This window comes from Bacillus sp. V2I10, assembly GCF_030817055.1.
In the GTDB taxonomy this organism is placed as follows: Bacteria; Bacillota; Bacilli; order Bacillales; family Bacillaceae; genus Bacillus_P.
The window spans coordinates 1,178,659-1,201,058 of the sequence record NZ_JAUSYV010000001.1 but is presented as its reverse complement, the minus strand read 5'-3'; the positions used below and the strand labels follow the sequence as shown (position 1 = coordinate 1,201,058).

The window sequence follows — 22,400 nt, the reverse complement described above, 5'->3', positions numbered from 1 at the left end:
AATAGATGGCGTTTATCATCTCACTTATTTCCATATTCGCCTCAAACGAAAAAATTCTTGAAAATAGCCCCATACAGATACTGGTGACATTAAGATTTGATACGTTAAGACAAATAAGAAAAAACCGGCTGTATTTTTTCTGACTCGTAAATCAAGCTCCCTGAACACTTTTTTCTGGTAAGAGTAAATACTGAAATAGCTGATTAAGGTAATCGGGAGAACAAATAGGGTCATCGGGCCGACGATCCAAAATAACCAAATAATGCGAGAATAAGTCCCGGAATCCAAAAAACTGTGTATGTAAAATCAAGGTATGGCATGATAAAGTTTACGCCAGTCAGAAATTTGGCGAACAGAACCGGCTGATGCCAAGGCTTCATTTCCTTTAAAGCTTCTATCATTCCCCTGGCCCATCTTGATCTCTGCTTTGCAAAATGACGAAATGTCGATGGAACTTCAGTAAATGCAACTGAAAAAGGCTCGAAGTATACCCTGTAATTACAGTGAAGGAATCGCCATGTCAGCACGATATCCTCACCAATTGCTTCAGGCCAACCGCCGATTTCTTTAAGCGCTTCTGTTTTATAAAGACTAAAAGCTCCTTGTGCAACAAGCGTTCCCTGATAAAGCCCCTGAAGTCTCTTAATGGCTGCAATTCCAAGGAAATAATCCCATTCCTGCATTTTGGTCAGTAAATTCTCACGGCTGTTTCTGGCAAGAATCCAAACTTTAGAACTTTCACTGATTGCCGAAAAAATAGAGCAAGATTGCACATACTACAGAGGAATACATTTTGAACGGACATAAGGAAGTGAAACGATGAAATTGACTGAAGATGAAAAAAACGCACTCAGCGATGCGATTGATAAAATGAATGAAGGTCTTGATATCTTTATCCAATTCTACAATGACGCAGAAGAGGATAAGCCTATAATCGAATTCAATGAGAAAACATTGTCTGCCATTGAAAAAGCTATAGGTGTCTATGGAAAAGAGGCTGTCACAGAGAAAATCAATTCCATTATCAGAGAGGTACTTTCATTTCTTCCAAAAGATAAATAAGAGGTGAGTTTGGTGAAGTCTAATAAATTATTGATTGATTGGCTGAAATGGCCCCTGTATTTCAGAATTGTTTTGATCGTTATGCTGATCGTGCTGCTTTTCGGTCAGATTATTTCACTCATTGAACCTGAAGTTTTTCCAACCGTGTTTGATGGAATCTGGTGGGCGCTTGTCACCGTATCCACCGTAGGCTTCGGAGACTATGTGCCTGAAACCGTAGCGGGGCGCTCTGTTGGAATGGTGCTCATTTTAATCGGAGCAGGATTTGTCACAACTTATTTCGCAACATTGTCAGCTGCAGCTTTTCAAAAACAGCATTCTTATCTAAAAGGAGATACAGCTTATAAACATGGCAATCATATTGTGATTATCGGATGGAATGAGAAAACGAGTGAACTGATTGAGACTTTCCAGAAAATAAAGCCATACAAAAACCTTGTACTAATTGATGATACGCTTGAGGAATCTCCTCTTATTGAAAATCTTCATTTTATTAAAGGCAACCCGACAATAGATCGGACACTCGTGAGAGCGAATATCGAACATGCAGATGCAGCCATCATTACAGCCAATCAGCATAAAAATGAATCGGATGCAGATATGAGCTCCATTCTCATTTTACTTGCTTTGAAAGGGATAAATCCTGATTTATATACAGTCATCGAGCTCGTAACGGGAATGCATGTGAATAACGCAAAGCGTGCCGGGGCAGATGAAATTATTAAATCGTATCAGCTTTCAAGTCATTTAATGATGAACAGCTACTTAGCAAAATACGGCTTATCGAATGTGTATTCTGAACTGAATGCTGCAAATGGAAACTATTTTAAAATCGAACCGATTCCAGAAGAATTAATTGGAGAAACTTTTCGTGCGGCAAGCCACGCCCTGCTTGAAAAAGAACTGCTGTTAATCGGCATCAAAAAAGGAGACAAGACTAAGTTGAACCCGCCTATCTCCCTTATCCTGCAACAGGATGATCTTCTCATACTGATTACCCATTAATCCAGCAATACTGCTTCAAGTTCTTTCACTAAATCCTTGCCAATATCGACATACTTTTCAGGAAACTCGGCATCCTTATCCTTTGGCTCCTGAAATTGATCAAATGAAGCTTTCGCATTTCCAATATGAACATTATCATCAAGTCCAATTTGGTATTTATGTGAAAGCAGGTATGGATTTGTCAGCTTAACCGTTGTGTTTTGCGAGTCAAGCTGACCATCCACCGCTGTAAATGGCACACGAAGAAACTGATAGCCCGCTTCATCATCAATTTTATAATCAAACGAACCATGATCATACTCCCAGCCCCCGCCGATTGTATAGCCAAGCGGCTTTAGCTGCTGTTCTAGATGGTAAAGCTTAAACGACTTCCCTTCAAGCTTAGATGGAATTTCAATCATGATTTCGACCTCCTTTTTTAGTATGATTTACAACGTGGAGAGATTTTATAAAAAAAGAGTAAGTCGAGTTAATTTTTTTCAATAGAGTTTCCTAAGTCTACAAAAGAAAGATAAAAAAAGATTGAAGAAATAGTAAGAGAAGGAAAATCAAATCAAATTAAGAGAATGTGTTCACTATTCTTCAACTAATCTGCCTATTTAGTTAAATAGCAACATACTCTTTCAGGAAACGCAAGAAAGCCGGGGCATGGTTTCAATCTCCCCGGCTTCTTTTTTTCCAAACATGTATAATTAGTATCAGCCTTTTACTTCTTGTTCAGGCAAAAGCGCCCGATTGTTTAAGAACGAAAGTATGAAATTAGGTAAGAACATTTCTCAATAATACTCAATTACTGCACTCTTTAGTTGAAGATATGCTAGATTAACTCAACAAGATTATCCGAAAACTGTTCTTCTGAAATTACTCGTAATCCGTTTCTTTTTAGTAAAGCAGTTGTGACTCCATTTCCAGCAATTTTCTTACCTATAAATTCACCATTGTAAATCATTGAACTTCCACAGGATGGGCTATTCTCTTTAAGAACAACAATTGTTGCATTAACCTCTTTTGCTTTATTAAAAGTTACATAAGCTCCTTTTATGTACTGTTCAGTTACGTCTCTTCCTGATTTCTCGACTACTTTGGCATTCCCATCCAGTACATCTTCCCCGTTGCCGCCTATTATCTCAGCAGGTTCTCTTGGTGTTGAAAAACCACCAAGCAATTCGGGACAAACGGTTATTGCTTTATTTTCTTCTATTAGTTTACTTATCTTGTTATCTAGACTATGCGTACCGTTATACCTTACCTCTAACCCTGCTAAACAAGAACTCACTAATATCATTTCATATCCCCTCAATCTAATAGTACCTTCTTGTACAACTAAATGGCTCCAATTGTTCAAAAAAATAGCATTATTTATGAAGTTATGCCAACCGTCAATTTAACAATTGATTGATTACTATTAACTTTCAATCTGCCTATTCAGTCCCAAATTCGAACTCTGGGTATGCCTGCAGATCTTAGATAATCTAATACCTGACCAGTGTGGACAGATTCATGATAGGCCACACGCAGCAGCATATCTCCCAGACTTCTTATATATCCAGATTCGGATCTGTCAATTTTTATGGTATCTAAATCTTCTTCAGAAAACGATTTAACTGTATCTAAGAACTGTCTTCTATACAGGTCTGCAAACTCTAATTCTGCTTCTACTGATGTATATGGAAGGTTTTCAAAGGGAGAATCAAAAGTAGAGAGGCTCCCTCTGTTTTTAATTGCCAAGTGATAGTAATGTTCACTTTCTAAAACATGTCTAATCATTTCTAAACATGTCATAGCTTTATCATCTGGTTTCCAATTAAGTTTTTCTGCGGGAATAGAGGTCCAAACCTTTATGCTCCTTCTTCTAACTTCATTAAAATTTAAGATAATCAAATCAATTGAGTTCATAATTTCCTCCTTTAAGAAGTATGTCTCAATTATACACGAATGAACGTTCGATATAGAATAGAAGTAAGCTCTCCAGCACGAAGTAGCTGAGCTAATCCAGTAGAATCTCTTTTATCTGTTTTGACACGATCGCCCGAACGTTTGGGATAAGAGAGGGTGCCACAACCATACATTCAATGTCCATAGATAGAAGTAATCGATAAAGTCCATACCCAGGAAAACCTGTTAGTTGAAACAAAATTAATAGCGATTTGAAAAAGCAAATCGCTGTTTTAGTAACTATCGCTTACAATTAATTAGTTCTATTCCTCAATGCTTCCCTATCCACATTTTGTGGTGGCTGTTCCATCCACCTGTTTTCAATCATCAATTTAACGCCATCATTTGCATATTGCACAATTTCAGCAACTAGTCTTGTATAATGACCACCTAAATCTTTTCTAAGACTCGCCCCAATAGCTGCCCCATAACCAGCGACGCTAATGGCAGTTAAACTATTGGTTTGAAACATCATTAACTTATCAGAAAATGGGGCATCAATAGACTGGGAAATATTCGAATCCCATGTACTTGGTAATGGCACTCCATCTTCCACCAATATTTGTCTAAACATGGTTTCATGCTTTGCGGCTATTTCCGTACCCCTCTCCATATATTTTCTAACTTCTGGTGATTTAGCAGTTTGGGAAAAGCCAGCTACAAACGTTCTACCAATTGAGTTTGTTTCTGTATTTTTAGAAATATGGGCTAATTCAATGGCGGTTAAAGGACGATGCTTGCCGATTAATCCTGATAGAAATGATTCACTTTGAAGGTATTCAGCTTTTTCCATTGGAGCAATAGTAGGCGAACGGACAAATGCCCCTTTCTTTAGAAGAATATCACAAGCATTATTGTAAAGTTTCATAAATATTTCGGAAGTTTTCGAAAAAAATGCTCTTACATCGTTTCTTGCCAATACTTCTAGTAAAGCCGCTGCAGCTGCAGTTCCAGCAGCAGCCACATATTTAATATAACGCAAGGCAAATAGGTCTGAATATACTCGACCCGCTTTTAAGTTTACATCTTCTTGTGTAAATCCAATAGGTATTGCGTGATTTTCTTTTTCAAAGATTTGTTTGATCTCATTTACAACATAATTACAATTTGTTAAAGCAGTTTGAATAATGTCTGTACTTTCAGTATCTTCATTTATATTGGCAAAATGCTGAATAATACAATAAGACATTGAATTCTGCATATAAGCACTCCACAATGCTGCCACTTCTGAAGATATTAGTTTTGGGTTATGCTCCATTTTTATTAACACTCCTAAAATTTTTTCTTAGTATGTACAAAAGTGATTGGAAAAATTTACTCAAATTTCTTTTGGAAAAGTAAAAAGTTTGTTTTTATATCCAATTTGTAAATTACATTAAATCAAGTACCTTCTTGAACTAACCTGACCGTTAGTCGAATAAGAAAAAGGGGCTGCCGCAGCAACCCGATTGTTCAGCGAATGCTCCCTTTACTTTAAGTGAAATTCGCTTAAATCCTCGGGATATACCGAGTGTTTTTTTGTAAATAATAAGATTGTTAAACAATAAATTGAGGAGGAATTGTATGCAACAGGATCAACAAGCTAAAGAGAATTTGGGTTCTATTATGAAACCAGAATTTGCCGGAACTGATGCACAAAAAGTAAAACAAGAAATTCAAAAAGATGTAAGCGAAGGGCAAGGTGCAATGACTTCCCGAGAGGCAGGAGCAATGCGCGATTAAAAAACCACTCTGAGTGGTTTTTTATTTTTCTGCTTCAAAATTAAACACTTTACATCTCTCATTTCGATTTGATGGAGATGCTGCAAATTTAATGATTAAGCACGGTTGGTTTGAAAGAACACCTCAAGCGATTGACCGTGAATATCTAGCTAAAGAAAAAACAAATAAATATAGCAGAAGTTTAGCTACATTAATTGAGCAACCCTTATTTTTATTGAGCTAACCTGCTCTTTCGTATTATAAGGTCAGCCAGAAAATATTTCTGGTTGACCATTTTTTATATGTTTTTATTATTACAGTAGCCAGGGTAGAACGTACCTGCCCGTGGGGCTTGAGGATTTACAACGTTAAGAAAATTCTTAAAAATTTCACTTATTTTAGTTCAACTAACGCACTCCTTTAGTTTAATTACGCTCGTGCGGAAAGTGGTGCAATGCCTTATCAGTCCCCGGCCTAATTTGGTACTAATAGACAGTTCTAATCATATTCTTATAAAAGAAAACAATAAGAAGGAGTGCAAAGTCAGTTGATAAAAGTTAAGGTTGGTTTACGGCCCATTGCAAGTAAGATAAATTTACCTACTGTTTTGAAAACAACTATACTTCCAGGTGACTCAATTGAAAGGTTATTTATTGCAACCCAGGTAGGAGAGATCTTTTACATAGGAAACGGAGTTATAAGGACTTTTTTAGATATTCGCCCGCGAATCCTAAAACTAGGTGTTTCTGGTGGCGGATATGATGAACGGGGATTGCTAGGGCTAGCGTTTCATCCAAATTTTTTTTATAACGGTCTGTTTTATCTTCATTATTCAGTAGCTGGAACACAAGGACCAGGTGCTCTTCCTGAATCTTTTAAGCCTAATCCGTGTGATCCTAGAACTTTAAACCTAAGGTGGATAAAAAGAGAAACTCGATATGATCATATTGATACAATTGAAGAATGGATTTTACAATCGAATGGTCAACCCCAAAAACGACGGACACTACTTAACTTGAGAAGACCATTTTCAAATCATAACGGGTTCAATAGTTTAAACTTTTCACCTGAAACAGGAAAACTTGTTTTAACAACCGGAGATGGTGGATCTGGCTATGATCCATTTAACTTAAGCCAGGACGATCTAGAAATCGCTGGTAAAATAATTGAAATTGATGTAGGTAAGAATACAAACATCAATAACCCACCCATTGTCACACGTTTTAATGAACTTCCCACAACTATTCAGGAAACGCTCATGGTAATGGCCAAAGGGGTTCGCAATATACCTGGAATTTCATTTCAAAGGTTTTATAATCAGTATATTAAATATGCGGGAAATGTCGGCCAGGATTTGGTAGAGTCGATTTTTTCATTCGTTCATTATAAACCAATACCGGTTACTCAGCTTATTCAAGCTTCTTTCATGAATTCTGAACCTGACAAAGAAGGATTTATTAACTTTGGCTGGCGAGGTTGGGAAGGTGTTTTTCCTGCTTCGATTATAAGAGACTGCACTGAAAATCCGACTTTGGATAAGAAAACAATTGCTTATTACAATGAAGCAGTAACACTTTCAGGGAGTCGTCTTCAGCCTTTAACTAGTTATTTTCATAAAGATACCAGACCCGATAAGTTTGGAGGAACTGCACTTACAGGAGTCCAGCCATATATGGGGAAAAGAATCCCTGGTTTAACAGGAAGCGTTGTATTTACCGATCTTGCCCGGAAAGAATCTCAACCTCAGGTTAGAGGGGCTTTAGCTTATACCATCGTAAGACCAAATGGTAAACAAAATGATTTTAGTGTGATACAAACCGATTATGATTTTGGGTCTCAGTCAGCCTATTATGTTAATTTGGGAACGAATCTGAATCACACCAGATTATATTTAGGGGTTTATGACTCTATGAAAGTGACTGATTTTAACCAAGGCACTGTTTTTGAAATAGTTCCATGAATCATAACTATAAAATTCTACTTAATCATCTTACTTGGATTTAATGAATCGAAATTAAAAGATCACTAAATTATTATCATTTTTAATCTTTTAAAAATGATTAAAGCAATTTCAACCCATAACCAACTATAAAGGAAAGCAAATAAAAAGATACTTCCAGTTGTAAGAAATGAAAAGGAAACAGAGACGACTGAACCTAAAACTGGAAAGTGAACAAAAAATAGTAGACTCATAATTCCTAACATTAAAAGAATTGTACCAGTAGCAATAATACTTAATCTCTTCCTAAAAAAGTAAAAAGATGCCCCTATGCCAAGTCCTAACAATCCTGTTGTAAAAGGAAATACAATTAGTTCAGTTGGCTGTAGGATGAATAACAACATAATTGTCAGAAAGTAGGTCATTACTCCAAATGGAATGGAAAACATGGAACATAACAGAATAGGTGCAGTGGCTAGCGGACTTAAAAAATATCCTATACCTGGTAAAAAGCCACCAGCTGCCTGTAGAATAGCAGCAATACAGGCAAAAATCGATCCTAAAATGAGCTTCATCGTTTTTTTATGTTTATTGAATATTATTTGAGATAAACGAACCTCATCAGAAATAGGTTTAAAAAAATACACCTTTCCACCTCATTCTAAATGGTTTATACGTTACCATACATTATATTTACCATTTATTAGAGGTGGAACAATTATTAATAATCCAAACATCAATATCCTGTGTAATGAAAAATAAGCTTAATAAAAAATCTCTAAAACTTAACCGATATTACAAAGGAGAGAACATCAGTTTGCGGAGAAAAAATTAGCTGTTATGATGATGTCTGGGTAATAATAAGTAATTTCCTTTGCCTATTAAAAAAACAAGGCATTATTGGCCCTGTTTTTTATTTGACTATTACTTTTCCAACCATTCCTTCCTGGAAATGGTACCGACATATCAGTTCATATGTACCGGGCTGTTTCGGTTTCACTGTAATGTTTTTTTCTTTACCTGGCTGGACCTCGGCGTCAATTCCGAGCTTTTCCACTGTGAAGGTGTGCTCTTTCTTACCTTTGTTTTTCAATATCAACGTTGTGGTTGTTCCATTCGGAATAGTGATGACTTTCGGATTAAAGTAATCATCGTTCAACTCGACCTCAATCGATTTCACCGTATCCATAGGCTGAGTTACAACACTGGATTCGGCAAATACGCCGAATGAGCCTAGAGTTGTCACAACTACAACTATTGCAAGCACAACGACCAATCCTGTTACCCACTTTTTTACAGACATTCGCAATCCCTCCTTTCCTAAACACTATTTTTTTCCAATTCATAAAATATTATTCCTATAAATTTGGTTGCAGCTTTCAGATAGTAACTTTTTTATCTGAAACAGTGAAAAGAAAAAGATCGACACTAATGACGATCTTCTGGAATCTATTCTTATGCAACTAAACTCCCTCTATAAAGAAAGGAATAACTCTGGATTTCTAGCTTTTTCTTAAGATTTCATCTAGATTTATTTTAATTAGACATCAAAGTTATGGATGTAAGTTGAAAATAAGGATATTTTTGGTGCGTTAGAGAAAAAAAGTCCTTAACTGCCTAACCACTCCTATCCAAAAAGTGGTTAGGCAGTTAAAGTATGGTTGCACTGGTGGATGTCCACATGTCTCATGGAGGTCAACCCTCCCATGTCTCACAGAGTCTACGCTCCAAAATTCCTTCGTCCAACCTTTCCATGAGGTGGATGTCAGTGATGCTGCCCGACAGGATCAAAGTCCGTACTTTAATTGTTTTACTGACTAATCCGTGCTTCAAATGTCTAAATAATAATCCTAAATAAAACCTTTTGAATATTAACTAATGAACCCTAAGCTGCTTTCAGTAAAGGAGCCATATGAGGAATATCCTTCAACATTCTATCTTCACTAAATTCACATTGTTTTGTACCAATCGTAAAAAGAATACGTATCAGCTTATTACATATCGCTATAAGAGACTGCATTTTCTTTAGAGGATTATTTTTACGTGTTGTAAAATACTCATGTAAAGCTTTAAAAGCAGTGTTCTTAGCTACTAAAGGCATCGCTACTCGGAAGAGGAGAGCCCTTAGTGTCTTCCTGCCTCTCTTTGTAATCTTCGTATGCCCTTTGTGCTTTCCAGAGGTGTTCTCCTTTAAACTCAACCCAGCTAACTTGATGATTTGTCGAGGGTGAGAATAGTAACTTAAATTCCCTACTTCAGAAAAGAAGCCAGCTACAGTGTCCTTGCCGATTCCTGTGATGGCCAACATTTGTTGAACACCTGGTATCCGTTCAAGGAGTCCATCAATATCAGATTCTAGTTCTTCGAACTTTTCATTTATTAACTCATACTTGTCTAGTAAAGTGCGAAGCTCTAATTTAGCCATCCTTGAACCTTCACGAATACCGATAGAGTCTTTGGCTACTCGTTTAAGTTCTTGAATTTTACTGAGTCCAACCGCACGTTTTACAGCTTTTCTGAGGTGAATGAGGATCTCTTGTTCCGAGACTATCTCTAACTCATGTGGTAATACGTTTAACTTTAATAATTGTAGTGCTGCTTTTCCTTCCCAATCCTTAAACACTGTAAGGAATTCAGGGAAATATCGATCTAACCAGTTATGAATTTGCCCCTGCACAGCTTGTAAGTCAACAAATAAGAGATCGCGTATTTTCCTTGCCACACGAAGTTCTGCATAAACTCCTTGTGGAATATTAGGTTCGGCATATCTCCCATCTTTGACTAGCTGTGCAATGACTTTAGCGTCCTTCACATCATTTTTGGTTGGAGAATTATCATCTAATTCTTTAGATTTCTTCACATGCATAGGATTTACCACGACAAACTTTATCTCCTCTTCTTTAAGAAAATGAGCGAGGTTGAGCCAATAATGACCTGTCGGCTCCATTCCAATAATCACCTTATCCATGCCGTGTTGTTCCATCAAATGTTTTATCCAGCCTAAAAAAAGATTAAAATGTGATTTGGTATTTTCAAAATGACAAGGTGCACCAAACTCTAGGCCTCTAAAGTCTTGAGCACGAGCTACATGCTTGTACTTCGCAATATCTACACCTACAATTAGTGTTTGAGAAGTTATTTGAGCAATCTTTTTATTTTGGTTATAATTCATTTGAACAGCCTCCTGGTTATTTGAGTTCGTCCTTTTTGCCGGCAAGCACTGGACACTCATATCTTACCAAGAGGTTTATTTTTTGTTCAAACCCCATTTTTCTTCATTACAGGAATGCTGCCCTTTAATGGAGTAACTAATATTTCCATTTTAACATTATTGTCCTATATCCTTCCTTAAGTATCTTATAGAAAAAGCACACCACTTTATGATATTGAACAGATTGATTTTCCAAACAAACAAAAAGAAATGGAGATGAGTGAGGAGATGCAAATAGTAATTGATCTCCATTATTTTGTGAATGGAATGAAAACTTTACAATGTGGATATTTCATGGTGAATGGAAAGAAGTTTAAATATAATCCTGAAGAGGAATCGGCAAGAGTTGCTTTTGAGTGGTTTCAGAAGGTGAAACGTGATTTTATTTATGATGTAGATCTATACAAAGTGCTTTATAATCAAATTGATATTACAGAAAAGGTAAAAACCCTCCTCACCTAAGAGAAGGGTTTTTATACCTTAAGTGTTAAAAACTGTAGCAATCAGCGAGCGTGCTCTAAAAGTTCCAATTGATACATTTGTTGCAACTCCTTGAATTATTAAAGTGTACGTGTAAGTGCCTGCAGATACAAAATCAATACAGTTCAGAGACGTACTAAAGACAGTGTTGTCTTCATTAGTAGGGTTTTCTTTTAAAATATTAGTCTGTCGATCAGTTGTCCTAAAAACATCGGGATTACCATTTCTTAAAAGAAAGAGGTTTGTATTTGCAGTATAAGTAGTGTTTATTTGATCTGACAAATAGGATGTTTCTGTTGTTGCTTCTAATTTGATTATTACATTACCTGTAACTGTAATAGGGCCAACCGATAGGAATTCCGTAAAGTTTCCTGTTTCAAAACCTACACCACTTGTAGTTTGGTCTGCTAAAATCTCTATTACTCCAGTGGCTCCAGTGGCTTCAGTAGCACCGGTAGCACCAGTGGCACTGCTAATACTGTCAATTGTTAGAAGAGCTACATCATCTACTATTACATCAGAAGATCCAGCTTGGGGTAACTTGTTAATTAAAACTAATGCTTGTGTTGTTCCAAGTGGAGCTGGGGAAGTTGTTTCATAGATCTTCTAACCATGTTTCATCTTCAACGTTAGGTAAGCGGCTAGAAGGGATATTTGTAATTAAACCGTAGCCTAAAAACCCAAAAGATGAATCATAGTAAGCGACCGTTAAGGAAACTGGAGGACTTGTGAGAGTGCCTACTTTTGCTAATGAACCTAGAAATTCAAACCTCTCAGTAGGATTTGCTTCGACATACTGAAAGATAAAGCTATTAATATTACCTCCCAATAGACGTGCTGCAAAAGAACCACTATGAGAAAATTGATTCGTAATAGTGGCATTAGAAGCTACCCATGGTGAAAATGTACCTGTTTCAAATCCACCATTTATAACTCGATTTTCAATTAAGGCTTACTCATGCTGTAATGCTGTTAGAAGCAGAAGTTTCCTTAAAAGAGATTCAAGAAAGATTAGGACACAAGGATATTATGACAACGGGAAATATTTATTCCCATGTTACAAAATCTACGGAAACCAAAACAATAAAAAAATTCTCGGAGTATATGGCCGACTCAAACACATTTTAGCAAGGAATGTGGTCAAAATGTGGTCAGTCACCCTTTTTATACCCCGAGAACTAAGAAATTACCTTATAAAATACCACTAAGGAAAGTAGCGTAAAACCTTATTCCTCTAAGCGTTTCTCAAGCTTCGCTTTCACTTCTTCAAAACCTGGTTTCCCAAGTAAAGCAAACATGTTTACTTTATATGCTTCAACACCAGGCTGGTCAAATGGATTGACGCCCAGCAGATATCCGCTCATTGCACATGCTTTTTCGAAGAAATAAACAAGGTATCCGAATGTGTACTCGTTCATTTCCGGAAGATTCACGATTAAGTTCGGAACGCCGCCGTCTGTATGAGCAAGCATTGTGCCCTGGAATGCTTTTTTATTGACGAAATCAACTGTTTCACCAGCTAAGTAGTTTAAGCCGTCCAAATCATTTTCTTCTGCTTCAATCGTTAATTCATGACGAGGCTTCTCTATGTTCAGCACGGTTTCAAATAAATCGCGGCGGCCTTCTTGAACGTATTGTCCCATTGAATGAAGATCCGTTGAGAAGTTTGCTGAAGCAGGGAAAATGCCTTTTTGATCTTTTCCTTCACTTTCGCCAAACAGCTGTTTCCACCACTCTGCAAAGTATTGAAGACCCGGCTCATAGTTAATCAGCATTTCAATCGTTTTACCGCGGTTATATAAAGCATTTCGGACAGCAGCATATTGATATGCAGCATTATCTTCCAGCTCAGAAGTTGCAAAATCCGCCATTGCGGCTGCCGCGCCTTTCATCATTTCCTCGATGTCAGCTCCTGCAGCAGCAATCGGCAATAAGCCAACAGCTGTTAAAACTGAGTAACGTCCGCCGACATCATCTGGAATAATAAATGATTCGTAGCCTTCTTCAGTCGCGAGTGTTTTTAATGCACCGCGGGCTTTGTCTGTTGTTGCGTAAATACGGGATTTAGCTGCAGCTTTGCCGTATTTTTCTTCGAGCAGCTTGCGGAAAATACGGAATGCAAGCGCAGGCTCAGTTGTTGTTCCTGATTTGGAAATAACATTGATAGAGAAATCTTTTCCATCAAGCAGATCCATTAAATCCTTCATATAGGTCGAGCTGATATTGTTGCCCACAAAAATAATCTGAGGCGTTTTGCGCTGTTCTTTAGAAAGAGCATTGTAGAAAGAATGATTCAGCATTTCAAGAGCAGCACGTGCCCCAAGGTATGAACCCCCAATTCCAACAACTAAAAGAACATCTGAATCAGATTTAATTTTTTCAGCACTTTTTTGAATGCGTGCAAATTCTTCTTTATCATACTCAGACGGAAGATCAACCCATCCTAAATAGTCGCTTCCCGCACCTGTTTTTTCATGAATTGAATGATGCGCCACTTTAACGAAATCGCGCAAATATGTAAGTTCGTGTTCACCAAAAAATGACAACGCTTTAGAATAATCAAAACGAACATGTGTCATTGCAGTTCCTCCATCGCATATAAAAATTTTTATCCTCTTTCACTTTAACGAAACTGAGATAGTAAATCAAGCGAGCCTCCCAATGTAAACGCGTCCAATTCAAAAATAAATAAAACACCCTGCCGAAACAGAGTGTTCTTCTATTATAGAGATGCTCTTAAAATCACAAGAACGTCTTCTTTATTCAGCTTTTTAAAGTTGCCGAATTCTCCGTTAGACATTGCTTTATCGGCAATCAGGTCAATCTTCTCGTCTGTGATGCCGTAATCAGCCAAGCGGCTCGGTGCGCCTAAGCTGCTCCAGAATTCACTTAGCTTATCGATGCCCTCTAATGCGATGTCACGATCTGATTTCCCTTCAGGATCTACATTGAATACTCGTACAGCAACTTGTTTGAAGCGGTCAACGTTCTCAGACAGCGTATGTCTCATCCAGTTAGGGAAAAGGATTGCGAGACCTCCTGCATGCGGAATGTCATACACAGCTGATACAGCATGCTCAATGTTATGAGTCGCCCAATCGCCGCGGTAACCCATTTGCAGAGATCCGTTTAATGCAATTGTGCCTGAATATAGGATGGTTTCGCGAAGCTCATAATTTTCTAAGTCATTCATCAGCTTAGGAGCTGTTTCAATTACTGTCTTTAAAGTAGCTTCACAGAAACGGTCCTGCAGCGGTGTGTTTTTCGTATGGTGGAAATATTGTTCAAACACATGCGACATCATGTCAACCATCCCATACACGGTTTGGTCCTTTGGAACTGTAAATGTGTTAACAGGATCTAAAATAGAGAATTTCGGGAATGTAAGAGGACTTCCCCATCCGTACTTCTCTTGTGTTTCCCAGTTAGTGATAACAGAACCTGCATTCATTTCAGATCCAGTTGCAGCTAATGTCAGAACTGTTCCAAACGGAAGAGCTTCTGTCGGCATATGTTTTTTTGTAACGATATCCCAAGCATCTCCGTCATACTTTGCTCCTGCAGCGATTGCTTTTGTACAGTCAATAACACTTCCTCCGCCAACAGCTAAAAGGAAGTCAATATTTTCGCTTTTGGAAAGATTTACGCCGCGCTTTACAGTCGATAACCTTGGATTTGGCTCAACCCCTGCAAGCTCGAACACAATAGCTCCAATTTCCTCAAGCTGTGCAAGAACTTTATCATATAAACCATTACGCTTAATGCTTCCGCCACCGTAAACAAGGAGAACATTTTTGCCGTATTTAGGCACCTCAGTTTTTAGCTGTTCAAGCTGATCTTTACCAAAAATTAATTTAGTAGGATTATGGTATGTAAAATTTTCCACAATTATCGCCTCCTTACTTTTCTATAAAATAAGTATGGCCTTTTTTCGATTGTTTTTGCAAGAAATGCGCTCGGCAAACTCATTTTTGCCTAGATGAATAATTCTGCTGATATCTTCACACTCTATGAGTGCATTCTCATATCTTAAGGAGGTAACAACATGAGCGCATTACAACGCATTGCACTTGTACTTACTATTATCGGAGCGATAAACTGGGGTTTAATCGGCTTCTTTCAATTTGATCTAGTAGCTGCTATTTTCGGCGGCCAAGACTCTGCATTATCAAGAATTATCTACGGACTAGTTGGAATTGCCGGCCTTATCAACCTTGCAATTCTGTTCAAGCCGGCAGCTGAAATTGCTCGCGACGAGCCAAAACCAGAAGCACGATAAATGATAAATGCAGGCACCGAATGCCATTATTCGGTGCTTTTTTTGTTTTTCAGTAAATTTATTATCGCTGATATTCAACTTTATTTAGCTGAATTCTGCTTTTTTATAGCTGAAACTCGTAATCATTTAGCCGAAAAAGCAATTTATTTAGCGAAACCAGCCAAAAAAATTTTTTCGCAGACATTCATTTTTTACACAAAAAAAGAATCCATCCGCAAAGGATGCATTCTTTTAAATAAGGCCGGATTTATTTATTTGTTTGTTTAGATTGCTCGATCCACTCTTCTAATTTTTCTTTAAGAGTGTTGAAACCTTGTGGAGTTTCGTTAGAATAAGCAGGAGTTGCTTTCACTGTAGCTTGACGCTTTTTAGGCTTTTTAGGAGCTTCAGTTTGTGCTGGAGCTTCTTGAGTTGCACGAATTGAAAGGCTGATTTTACCAGCTTGCTCGTCAACTGAAAGAACTTTCACTTGAACTTCGTCGCCTACTTTTAATTGTTCGTTGATATCTTTAACAAAACCGTGTGCGATTTCAGAAATGTGAACTAAACCTTGTGTTGATTCATCTAATGCTACAAACGCTCCGTAGCGTTGGATTCCTGTTACTTTGCCCGTGTGAACAGAACCTGTTTCGTATTTTGTGCTCATGGTAACACTCCTATATAAGTTGTATTTTTCTCGTTTAATATACGCAATTTAAAACTATATCATATATCCCTATTTTTTTCAATGAGGTTTTTTATTTTATGTCAAGCATTTGAGCTCTCTGAAGATAGAAATTTCTTCTTCTCCATCACCCAGTATCCAGGTAAGCGCCTTCATAATAAAGGTGTTTCGGCAGCAAATTCACGTTAGTAAAACCGCACTTTTCATAGCACCCGAATGGCACGCTCGTTTGTCGTCAAAGAATCCATGACAAGTCGATCCCATCAGAAAGCAGGTAGGATGCATCGCCTAATCAGCTTTTGCCCGATTCCCCTGTTCCAAATATCTGACTCTCCTATAAAGTGATCCATTCCAATAACAGATCCCTCTGGGTATCCGTAAATACACCGCTTTTTATGAGTTATTTCATATAAATTGGAGATAGCCAATCGGGGTATGATCATAGGCTATGATACATCTTACGGTTTCGTTATTCCGATTGTAAAATTTCTTTTCAACCATTTCCAAAGAGAACGATTTGTCCTTTCCCTCATAAAACTAAAGGGCCCCTTTTGTCAGACAGCCATTTTGTCCAAAAACCTCTATCTCTCTAATTTTCGAACCGCAAGCTTATCAGTTTGAACCAACATATGAACGCCTTCCTTTTCCAATTAGAAAAACCGGGCTGCAAGCGCCCGGCTGAATCTGAATATGTCTAATCCACCTATTTCTCGGATTTATTAAACGAGATTTAACATTATCTTTCTAAATTAAGATTTTACCTATGAAACGAACCTGACGGAGCAACCTTCTTATTGATAAACCACACTCGAAGTGTAGTCCACCAGATTAATTTTCACTTCATACTTGATTGAGGATCCATCTTTAAATATCAATTCAAATGTTGCTGTATCTCCTTGCTCATTATATTCCTCGTAAACCTTATATATCCTGTTAGAAATATCTTGAAACTCAGCTGATTTATTCTGTATTTTCTTTTCAAAATCTTCTTTTGCCGGTGTTCTTTCTCCTTTGTAGAGAAGGTCATAAGCTGTATCTGCATCTCCTTTTACAATTGCATACATGTAAAGACGGATGCTGTCGGAAGGCTGCAAGTCTTTGAGAGCCTGGACGTCTCCATTCTCTTTATATACAAGGTATGCCTTATGAATTTTGTCAGGAAGGGGAAGGATATTGAACTCCCTGCCCCTCTTATATGAAACAGCAGGAGCTAAACCTTCAGGAACATCCACCTGATATTGCTCATATTGTTCTCTCGAATCAAATGCAAAGTTTTTTTCTTTTAATTCGTTATAGAACCTTGTAACAACAGTCGCCGTTTGACTATTTGAATCCTTCTCCATTACATATTCCAATGCCGACTTCCATTCTTCCTTTAAACGATTCTCTTCATCGATTGCAGGAGAATTCGTAAGTCCTTTTAAGAGTAAGAACAGCCAAAATTCATACCGCTCTTTCAGCTTTTCACCATATTTAAAGTTCGGATTTTTATTAATAAAGTCTTCTAATGCAAGTGCCCGACCCGCAAGCTCCTGAGGTGAAACACTGACTGCACCGTCTTCCGTCACCTGAGCCTGATTTTCAACTTCAAAATACTTCTTCATCTGCGGGCTCGGCTTTAGTTCAGTTTCCAATAATGCCAGGTCAGGCTGAAAATTAATCATCCCTTCACCTTCATGATAAAAACGATAGCCGCTGTCTCTAATTTCTTTCACTATAGGACCTGCTTCAGGGTCGTCTGTGCCAATACGATTCAATTCATCTGCAAAAGCAAACACATCTGTATATTGTAAGTTCAGTGATACAGAAAGCCACTTTTCAAAGTAATATTCATTCATCACACGCTGTTTTTCAAGCAAGTTGATGATTTCTTCATCTTTAATTTGCTTTCCTTCTTCAGCTTTTGCACGCAAGTTGGCAAGCTGTTCACTTGGAACAGAGACATTTTGCTCAACTGTCTGCTTCACCGTATTGTAGTAATTTTCAAGCTCCTGCTTTGATTTATAGGTTTCTCGTTTTTCAAAATCAGCAACAGCTTTCTTGGCGTCTTGTATAAAAGCATATTGTTCCGCATCAGCTATGCTGACAGCTTCATCAAATGCAATTAATTGATCTTCATACAGCTGTCTGACTTCTTTATGCCTTGCTTCAATTTCTTCAGCTGAAGGCGGCACAACTGCTGCCGGAGGCTGATCGCCAGTTCCGCCATTTCCCTGTTCCTTTTGCATTAAAAGCTGGGTACCCAGCAGTCCCGCTATGATTAAGACGCCAATGAAGCTTGCGGCATATAGGGTTTGAGCCGAGAAAAAGCTCCGTTTCTTTTTCTCTTCCTTTTTAATTCGTTCCATTATTTTATCGGAAGAAGTTTGCAAAGGCAACTGCTGATAGGATTGTTTTAAGTTCGATAATTTTTGCTCAAAGATTTGATCATCCATGAGTTTCACCTTCTTTCTTCTCGTGCTCCTCCAATATCTTCTTAAGCATTGTTTTTCCTCGTAATATTCTTGTTTTAACAGTAGATAACGTGATCGACATAATTTCAGCAATCTCTTCATATTTCAGTTCATGAAAATAATAAAGCACAATTGGGACTCTATATTTTTCATCAAGCTTTTGAAGACAAAGATGAAGGGCCCTGTCTTCTTCATTTTGAAGAACATGAGCTTCTACCTCCGGATAATCATTGGCAGGCTCGTTTTGAATTTTAAAGACCTTTTGCATATTTGACATACGTTTTCTTGCAGCATCACGCGTGACATTGAGGGTTATTTTATAAAGCCAGGTTGAAAATTTCGCTTTTGAAAATTGATCAAGAAAACGGTACACGCGTATAAATACTTCCTGTGTAATATCATCTATATCATCACGCCGGTTCCCCAGCTGATAAGCAAACTTTTCAACAACTGGAGTGTATTTCTCAACAAGCTCCTGAAACGCATTTATATTGCCTTTTTTTGCTTTTAAAACCAACTCATCATCGTTCATGTTCTGCCCTCCTTCTGACATCTATGAAACGTTGGCAAGGGAGCATTTGTTTCTAAAATATCTTCAGAATTTAGAAGAGAAAAAATGTAAAATAGAGGTTTAGCCCTCAAAAAAAGGGGAATACTATTAGCGTATAAGCTTTCTAGTATTCCCCCCTTTTGTTTATTGGACAAAACCCAAACGGTTTTGTCCATTTTTTATGTTTAAAATCCCTATTGGAAATTTTTCATAAACATAGAAATTCTTCTTAATGCCTCTTGCAGCTGTTCTAAGGAAGATGCATAGGAACATCTGATAAAACCCTCTCCGCTCTCGCCAAAAACATGGCCAGGCACAACAGCCACCTTTTGTTCGAGCAAAAGACGCTCAGCAAACTCTTCTGAACTGAGTCCGGTATTCGCAATTGAAGGAAATGCGTAAAAAGCTCCTCCCGGCAGATGGCACGGAAGCCCAATTTCATTAAGGGAGTCAACGAAATAATTTCTTCTTTGCCTATAGCTTTTTTTCATCTGTTCAACATCCTGCATTCCGTTTTTCAGCGCTTCGATTGCTCCGAACTGGGCCATCGTTGGAGCACACATCATAGAGTACTGATGAATTTTCAGCATGGCTTGAGAGAGTGCAGCCGGAGCTGCAATAAATCCAAGGCGCCATCCAGTCATCGCAAAGCCTTTTGAAAAGCCTGAGATTAAAATGGTACGTTCCTGCATGCCCTTTAAGCTCGGGAAACTTGTATAGGCCTCATCATATGTAAGTTCTGCATAAATCTCATCGGCTAAAATAATTAAATCGTGTTTTTCAGCCATTTCAGCGATTTGTTCGAGCTCCTTTTTATTTAACACAGCTCCTGTTGGATTGCTTGGCGAGCACAGCAGCAATGCCTTTGTCCTGTCTGTAATCGCCGCTTCTATGTGTTCAGGAAGAAGTTTAAATTGATCTTCTGCCCTTGTATGCAGAGGTACAGGCACCCCTCCTGCAAGCGATACTAAAGGTCCATAAGAAACAAAGCACGGCTCTGGTATCAATACTTCATCTAAAGGATTGGTGATTGCCCTTAAAGCAATATCCAAAGCCTGACTAGCTCCTACAGTTACAATTACCTCGTCCTCATAGCGATAAGAAACATTGAATTTCTTTTGCAAATACCGGACAATCTCCACTCTCAGCTCTGCAAGACCTGCATTCGCTGTGTAAGAGGTAAAGCCCTGCTCGAGCGATAAGATGCATGCTTCTCTGACATTCCATGAAGTGACAAAATCCGGTTCTCCGACTCCAAGCGAAATAACACCTTCCATGCCAGCCGCAAGATCAAAGAACTTGCGGATGCCGGAAGGCTTTAATTGTGAAACGGTTTTAGATAAATACCCCTCTTGTGTCATGGAGACACCACAATTCGTCTGTCTTCATCATCCTGCTCGTAAATTTTGCCATCATGCTTATATTTTTTCAAAATAAAATGAGTCGTTGTTGACAGCACAGAATCAAGAGTAGATAGCTTATCTGAAACAAAATGAGCAACCTCTGACATCGACCTGCCTTCAATCACAACCGATAAGTCGTAAGCCCCAGACATGAGGTACACCGACTTTACCTCTTTAAATCTGTATATTCGTTCAGCAATCGCATCAAAACCTGTTCCTCTTTTGGGAGCGACCTTTACGTCGATCATGGCTGTTACACCTTCATGACCATCTACTTTGCGCCAGTTGACAGTTGTCGAATAATCAATAATGACCTTCAATTCTTCAAGGCGTTTAATCGTTTCAATCGTTTCTTCCTCTGACAGCTGCACCATTTTGGCAATTGCAAGAGGAGTCAGTCTGCTGTTTTCCTCTAAAATCTCAAGTATTTCCGTTTCCTTTTGAGAAAGCTTCATTTCGTCGTCCTCCTTCTATCCATTAGAATGTTCTGATAATTATAGCATGAACATGAGAAAACAGACATGGGGTTTCCTGTTTTTTTTCCTGAAATTACGGGTAGATTTTACATGAGTTATTTCTGGATTCAAGGTTAAAATAGTAGAAACTTTTGCGGCAAAAATGCTGTTAACCGTCAGCTTTTGTCAAATTATACGAATTCATGTCATTGAAGAATAGCGCAAGCGCTTGTTTAGCTCGGGCATGGCAGATAAGAACCGGGCAGGAAAGTCCGGGTTTGACTTTTTGCCGGATTTTTTCTGGCCGGGGAGATGGGCAATTCCGCTCGGCCATCAATGCGCAAATGTTATATTTTCTTATCTCTTAAAGAAAATCAGAATAAATGCTGGAGTGAATGATTATGGTGATTTTTGAAAATAAGCAGGAATTCAAGATGAAGATACAGGGCATTCATGTTCATTACGAGCTCTATGAGAATCCTGGAAAACCTACAATGGTATTGATCCACGGCTTTCTTTCTTCCACATTCAGCTACCGGCGGCTGATCCCATATTTAAGAAATGAGTATCGTATTATTGCGGTTGACCTGCCTCCTTTTGGGCAGTCGGAAAAGTCCATCGCATTTGTTTACTCATACCGCAATATGGCTAAAGTCGTCATTGAGCTTTTAAAAAACCTTCAAGTGGATGACGCCATTCTTGTAGGACATTCGATGGGCGGGCAAATTTCTTTGTACGCTTTAAAAGAAATGCCTGAAATGTTCAGAAAGGTAGTCCTTCTTTGCAGCTCAGGATATATGAAAAGATCTCATCCCTCCCTTATATTCGGTTCATATGTGCCTTATTTCTATCTTTGCATCAAACATATTATGAGCCGGCAGGGAGTAAGGAAAAACCTTTGCAATGTCGTTTATGACCATTCATTGATTGATCAGGAAATGATGGATGGCTATATTCAGCCGTTTTATGATGACCGGATTTTTATGGCTTTATCACGCATGATTCGTGACCGTGAAGGTGATTTATCTGCAGATGATTTAAGGAAAATTGAAACACCGAGCCTGCTTATTTGGGGACAGGAAGATAAAGTCGTTCCCGTACAGATCGGTGAACGCATGAATAAAGATCTTCCAAATTCTCATTTCTTTTCGTTAAAAAATACAGGACATCTAGTTCCAGAAGAGCGTCCTGATTTCGTTTCCGAACGAATTTTCGAATTTTGCGTGTAACATGCAAAAAATGAAAACAAAAAATGCAGCTGAG

23 protein-coding genes and 3 pseudogenes are annotated in these 22,400 nt (G+C 38.1%); 9 read left to right on the top strand and 17 right to left on the bottom strand.

What is annotated here, in order from left to right; genetic code table 11:
• Positions 1–24: 24 nt before the first annotated feature.
• Positions 25–722 (bottom strand): annotated as a pseudogene (locus QFZ72_RS06125) (glycosyltransferase family 2 protein); the annotation flags it as partial.
• A gap of 97 nt (positions 723–819) precedes the next feature.
• Here QFZ72_RS06125 and QFZ72_RS06120 point away from each other — a divergent pair.
• Positions 820–1,062, top strand: coding sequence for an atypical membrane-integrating protein (Mistic protein) (locus QFZ72_RS06120; protein WP_307430780.1), 243 nt, complete (start codon positions 820–822; stop codon positions 1,060–1,062).
• 12 nt (positions 1,063–1,074) lie between these two features.
• Positions 1,075–2,067, top strand: a complete 993-nt coding sequence (locus QFZ72_RS06115; RefSeq protein ID WP_307430776.1) for a potassium channel family protein — start codon at positions 1,075–1,077, stop codon at positions 2,065–2,067.
• On the opposite strand, the gene QFZ72_RS06110 is transcribed toward QFZ72_RS06115, so the two are convergent.
• The 5 genes and pseudogenes from QFZ72_RS06110 to QFZ72_RS06090 form a co-directional block, all read right to left on the bottom strand.
• Positions 2,064–2,468 carry a YugN-like family protein gene (locus QFZ72_RS06110; RefSeq protein WP_307430773.1) on the bottom strand — a complete coding sequence of 135 codons (405 nt, stop codon included), beginning with the start codon at positions 2,466–2,468 and terminating at the stop codon, positions 2,064–2,066. The two genes, QFZ72_RS06115 and QFZ72_RS06110, sit on opposite strands and share 4 nt — an antisense overlap.
• Positions 2,469–2,884: 416 nt before the next feature.
• On the bottom strand, positions 2,885–3,352 hold the full coding sequence (locus tag QFZ72_RS06105; protein WP_307430770.1) for a 2-thiouracil desulfurase family protein: 468 nt from the start codon (positions 3,350–3,352) through the stop codon (positions 2,885–2,887).
• 140 nt (positions 3,353–3,492) lie between these two features.
• Positions 3,493–3,963 (bottom strand): DinB family protein, encoded by a 471-nt coding sequence (locus QFZ72_RS06100; protein ID WP_307430767.1) that lies wholly within the window; start codon positions 3,961–3,963, stop codon positions 3,493–3,495.
• A 56-nt stretch (positions 3,964–4,019) separates the two neighbouring features.
• Positions 4,020–4,177: pseudogene (locus QFZ72_RS06095) on the bottom strand (IS110 family RNA-guided transposase); the annotation flags it as partial.
• 78 nt (positions 4,178–4,255) lie between these two features.
• Positions 4,256–5,260, bottom strand: a complete 1,005-nt coding sequence (locus tag QFZ72_RS06090) for a DUF3231 family protein (protein WP_307430764.1) — start codon at positions 5,258–5,260, stop codon at positions 4,256–4,258.
• Between the two features lie 305 nt (positions 5,261–5,565).
• Here QFZ72_RS06090 and QFZ72_RS06085 point away from each other — a divergent pair, with 305 nt between their 5' ends.
• The 3 genes from QFZ72_RS06085 (at position 5,566) to QFZ72_RS06075 (ending at position 7,663) form a co-directional block, all read left to right on the top strand.
• Positions 5,566–5,724, top strand: coding sequence for a hypothetical protein (locus tag QFZ72_RS06085; RefSeq protein WP_162878778.1), 159 nt, complete (start codon positions 5,566–5,568; stop codon positions 5,722–5,724).
• A 91-nt stretch (positions 5,725–5,815) separates the two neighbouring features.
• Positions 5,816–5,947: a hypothetical protein gene (locus QFZ72_RS06080; protein ID WP_307430762.1), complete on the top strand. Its 132-nt coding sequence runs from the start codon at positions 5,816–5,818 to the stop codon at positions 5,945–5,947.
• 303 nt (positions 5,948–6,250) lie between these two features.
• Positions 6,251–7,663: a PQQ-dependent sugar dehydrogenase gene (locus QFZ72_RS06075; RefSeq protein ID WP_307430759.1), complete on the top strand. Its 1,413-nt coding sequence runs from the start codon at positions 6,251–6,253 to the stop codon at positions 7,661–7,663.
• Positions 7,664–7,728: 65 nt separating this feature from the next.
• On the opposite strand, the gene QFZ72_RS06070 is transcribed toward QFZ72_RS06075, so the two are convergent.
• The 3 genes from QFZ72_RS06070 to QFZ72_RS06060 all read right to left on the bottom strand — a co-directional run bounded on the left by QFZ72_RS06070 (position 7,729) and on the right by QFZ72_RS06060 (position 10,814).
• A complete protein-coding gene (locus QFZ72_RS06070) occupies positions 7,729–8,289 on the bottom strand; it encodes a hypothetical protein (RefSeq protein ID WP_307430756.1) in 561 nt (186 codons plus the stop codon).
• A gap of 266 nt (positions 8,290–8,555) precedes the next feature.
• On the bottom strand, positions 8,556–8,945 hold the full coding sequence (locus tag QFZ72_RS06065; RefSeq protein WP_307430754.1) for a cupredoxin domain-containing protein: 390 nt from the start codon (positions 8,943–8,945) through the stop codon (positions 8,556–8,558).
• A gap of 582 nt (positions 8,946–9,527) precedes the next feature.
• Positions 9,528–10,814: an IS110 family RNA-guided transposase gene (locus tag QFZ72_RS06060; RefSeq protein ID WP_307430751.1), complete on the bottom strand. Its 1,287-nt coding sequence runs from the start codon at positions 10,812–10,814 to the stop codon at positions 9,528–9,530.
• A gap of 267 nt (positions 10,815–11,081) precedes the next feature.
• Here QFZ72_RS06060 and QFZ72_RS06055 point away from each other — a divergent pair, with 267 nt between their 5' ends.
• Complete coding sequence (locus QFZ72_RS06055; RefSeq protein ID WP_307430747.1) at positions 11,082–11,315, top strand: hypothetical protein; 234 nt, start codon at positions 11,082–11,084, stop codon at positions 11,313–11,315.
• 613 nt (positions 11,316–11,928) lie between these two features.
• On the opposite strand, the gene QFZ72_RS06050 is transcribed toward QFZ72_RS06055, so the two are convergent.
• Complete coding sequence (locus tag QFZ72_RS06050) at positions 11,929–12,279, bottom strand: NTTRR-F1 domain (RefSeq protein ID WP_373464664.1); 351 nt, start codon at positions 12,277–12,279, stop codon at positions 11,929–11,931.
• A gap of 8 nt (positions 12,280–12,287) precedes the next feature.
• Between QFZ72_RS06050 and QFZ72_RS06045 the strand changes: the two are divergent.
• A pseudogene (locus tag QFZ72_RS06045) lies at positions 12,288–12,461 on the top strand (tyrosine-type recombinase/integrase); the annotation flags it as partial.
• A gap of 98 nt (positions 12,462–12,559) precedes the next feature.
• On the opposite strand, the gene QFZ72_RS06040 reads toward QFZ72_RS06045, so the two are convergent.
• On the bottom strand, positions 12,560–13,912 hold the full coding sequence (locus tag QFZ72_RS06040) for a glucose-6-phosphate isomerase (RefSeq protein ID WP_307430742.1): 1,353 nt from the start codon (positions 13,910–13,912) through the stop codon (positions 12,560–12,562).
• A gap of 143 nt (positions 13,913–14,055) precedes the next feature.
• The gene (locus tag QFZ72_RS06035; RefSeq protein WP_307430739.1) at positions 14,056–15,219 is read right to left on the bottom strand and encodes an iron-containing alcohol dehydrogenase; all 1,164 of its coding nucleotides are present in this window, start codon (positions 15,217–15,219) and stop codon (positions 14,056–14,058) included.
• Between the two features lie 159 nt (positions 15,220–15,378).
• Between QFZ72_RS06035 and QFZ72_RS06030 the strand changes: the two genes are divergently transcribed.
• Complete coding sequence (locus QFZ72_RS06030; protein ID WP_223437825.1) at positions 15,379–15,612, top strand: DUF378 domain-containing protein; 234 nt, start codon at positions 15,379–15,381, stop codon at positions 15,610–15,612.
• 247 nt (positions 15,613–15,859) lie between these two features.
• On the opposite strand, the gene yugI is transcribed toward QFZ72_RS06030, so the two are convergent.
• The 5 genes from yugI to QFZ72_RS06005 all read right to left on the bottom strand — a co-directional run bounded on the left by yugI (position 15,860) and on the right by QFZ72_RS06005 (position 21,137).
• Positions 15,860–16,258 (bottom strand): S1 domain-containing post-transcriptional regulator GSP13, encoded by a 399-nt coding sequence (gene yugI / locus QFZ72_RS06025; protein ID WP_101569160.1) that lies wholly within the window; start codon positions 16,256–16,258, stop codon positions 15,860–15,862.
• 809 nt (positions 16,259–17,067) lie between these two features.
• Positions 17,068–18,711, bottom strand: coding sequence for a hypothetical protein (locus QFZ72_RS06020; RefSeq protein ID WP_307430732.1), 1,644 nt, complete (start codon positions 18,709–18,711; stop codon positions 17,068–17,070).
• Complete coding sequence (locus QFZ72_RS06015; RefSeq protein WP_307430729.1) at positions 18,704–19,261, bottom strand: RNA polymerase sigma factor; 558 nt, start codon at positions 19,259–19,261, stop codon at positions 18,704–18,706. The genes QFZ72_RS06020 and QFZ72_RS06015 overlap by 8 nt, the downstream gene beginning before the upstream one ends.
• Positions 19,262–19,473: 212 nt before the next feature.
• Positions 19,474–20,640 (bottom strand): aminotransferase, encoded by a 1,167-nt coding sequence (locus QFZ72_RS06010; protein WP_307430726.1) that lies wholly within the window; start codon positions 20,638–20,640, stop codon positions 19,474–19,476.
• On the bottom strand, positions 20,637–21,137 hold the full coding sequence (locus QFZ72_RS06005; RefSeq protein ID WP_070875881.1) for an Lrp/AsnC family transcriptional regulator: 501 nt from the start codon (positions 21,135–21,137) through the stop codon (positions 20,637–20,639). Before QFZ72_RS06005 ends, QFZ72_RS06010 begins: the two co-directional genes overlap by 4 nt.
• Positions 21,138–21,538: 401 nt before the next feature.
• Between QFZ72_RS06005 and QFZ72_RS06000 the strand changes: the two genes are divergently transcribed.
• The gene (locus QFZ72_RS06000; RefSeq protein ID WP_307430720.1) at positions 21,539–22,366 is read left to right on the top strand and encodes an alpha/beta fold hydrolase; all 828 of its coding nucleotides are present in this window, start codon (positions 21,539–21,541) and stop codon (positions 22,364–22,366) included.
• Positions 22,367–22,400: the final 34 nt, after the last annotated feature.

Excerpts from the sequence above, each read along its gene's own strand:
- QFZ72_RS06120 (WP_307430780.1), top strand. The coding sequence starts at position 820 with ATGAAATTGACTGAAGATGAAAAAAACGCACTCAGCGATGCGATTGAT.
- QFZ72_RS06110 (WP_307430773.1), bottom strand. The coding sequence starts at position 2,468 with ATGATTGAAATTCCATCTAAGCTTGAAGGGAAGTCGTTTAAGCTTTAC.
- QFZ72_RS06105 (WP_307430770.1), bottom strand. The coding sequence starts at position 3,352 with ATGATATTAGTGAGTTCTTGTTTAGCAGGGTTAGAGGTAAGGTATAAC.
- QFZ72_RS06100 (WP_307430767.1), bottom strand. The coding sequence starts at position 3,963 with ATGAACTCAATTGATTTGATTATCTTAAATTTTAATGAAGTTAGAAGA.
- QFZ72_RS06090 (WP_307430764.1), bottom strand. The coding sequence starts at position 5,260 with ATGGAGCATAACCCAAAACTAATATCTTCAGAAGTGGCAGCATTGTGG.
- QFZ72_RS06085 (WP_162878778.1), top strand. The coding sequence starts at position 5,566 with ATGCAACAGGATCAACAAGCTAAAGAGAATTTGGGTTCTATTATGAAA.
- QFZ72_RS06080 (WP_307430762.1), top strand. The coding sequence starts at position 5,816 with ATGATTAAGCACGGTTGGTTTGAAAGAACACCTCAAGCGATTGACCGT.
- QFZ72_RS06065 (WP_307430754.1), bottom strand. The coding sequence starts at position 8,945 with ATGTCTGTAAAAAAGTGGGTAACAGGATTGGTCGTTGTGCTTGCAATA.
- QFZ72_RS06060 (WP_307430751.1), bottom strand. The coding sequence starts at position 10,814 with ATGAATTATAACCAAAATAAAAAGATTGCTCAAATAACTTCTCAAACA.
- QFZ72_RS06055 (WP_307430747.1), top strand. The coding sequence starts at position 11,082 with ATGCAAATAGTAATTGATCTCCATTATTTTGTGAATGGAATGAAAACT.
- QFZ72_RS06040 (WP_307430742.1), bottom strand. The coding sequence starts at position 13,912 with ATGACACATGTTCGTTTTGATTATTCTAAAGCGTTGTCATTTTTTGGT.
- QFZ72_RS06030 (WP_223437825.1), top strand. The coding sequence starts at position 15,379 with ATGAGCGCATTACAACGCATTGCACTTGTACTTACTATTATCGGAGCG.
- yugI (WP_101569160.1), bottom strand. The coding sequence starts at position 16,258 with ATGAGCACAAAATACGAAACAGGTTCTGTTCACACGGGCAAAGTAACA.
- QFZ72_RS06020 (WP_307430732.1), bottom strand. The coding sequence starts at position 18,711 with ATGGATGATCAAATCTTTGAGCAAAAATTATCGAACTTAAAACAATCC.
- QFZ72_RS06015 (WP_307430729.1), bottom strand. The coding sequence starts at position 19,261 with ATGAACGATGATGAGTTGGTTTTAAAAGCAAAAAAAGGCAATATAAAT.
- QFZ72_RS06010 (WP_307430726.1), bottom strand. The coding sequence starts at position 20,640 with ATGACACAAGAGGGGTATTTATCTAAAACCGTTTCACAATTAAAGCCT.
- QFZ72_RS06005 (WP_070875881.1), bottom strand. The coding sequence starts at position 21,137 with ATGAAGCTTTCTCAAAAGGAAACGGAAATACTTGAGATTTTAGAGGAA.
- QFZ72_RS06000 (WP_307430720.1), top strand. The coding sequence starts at position 21,539 with ATGGTGATTTTTGAAAATAAGCAGGAATTCAAGATGAAGATACAGGGC.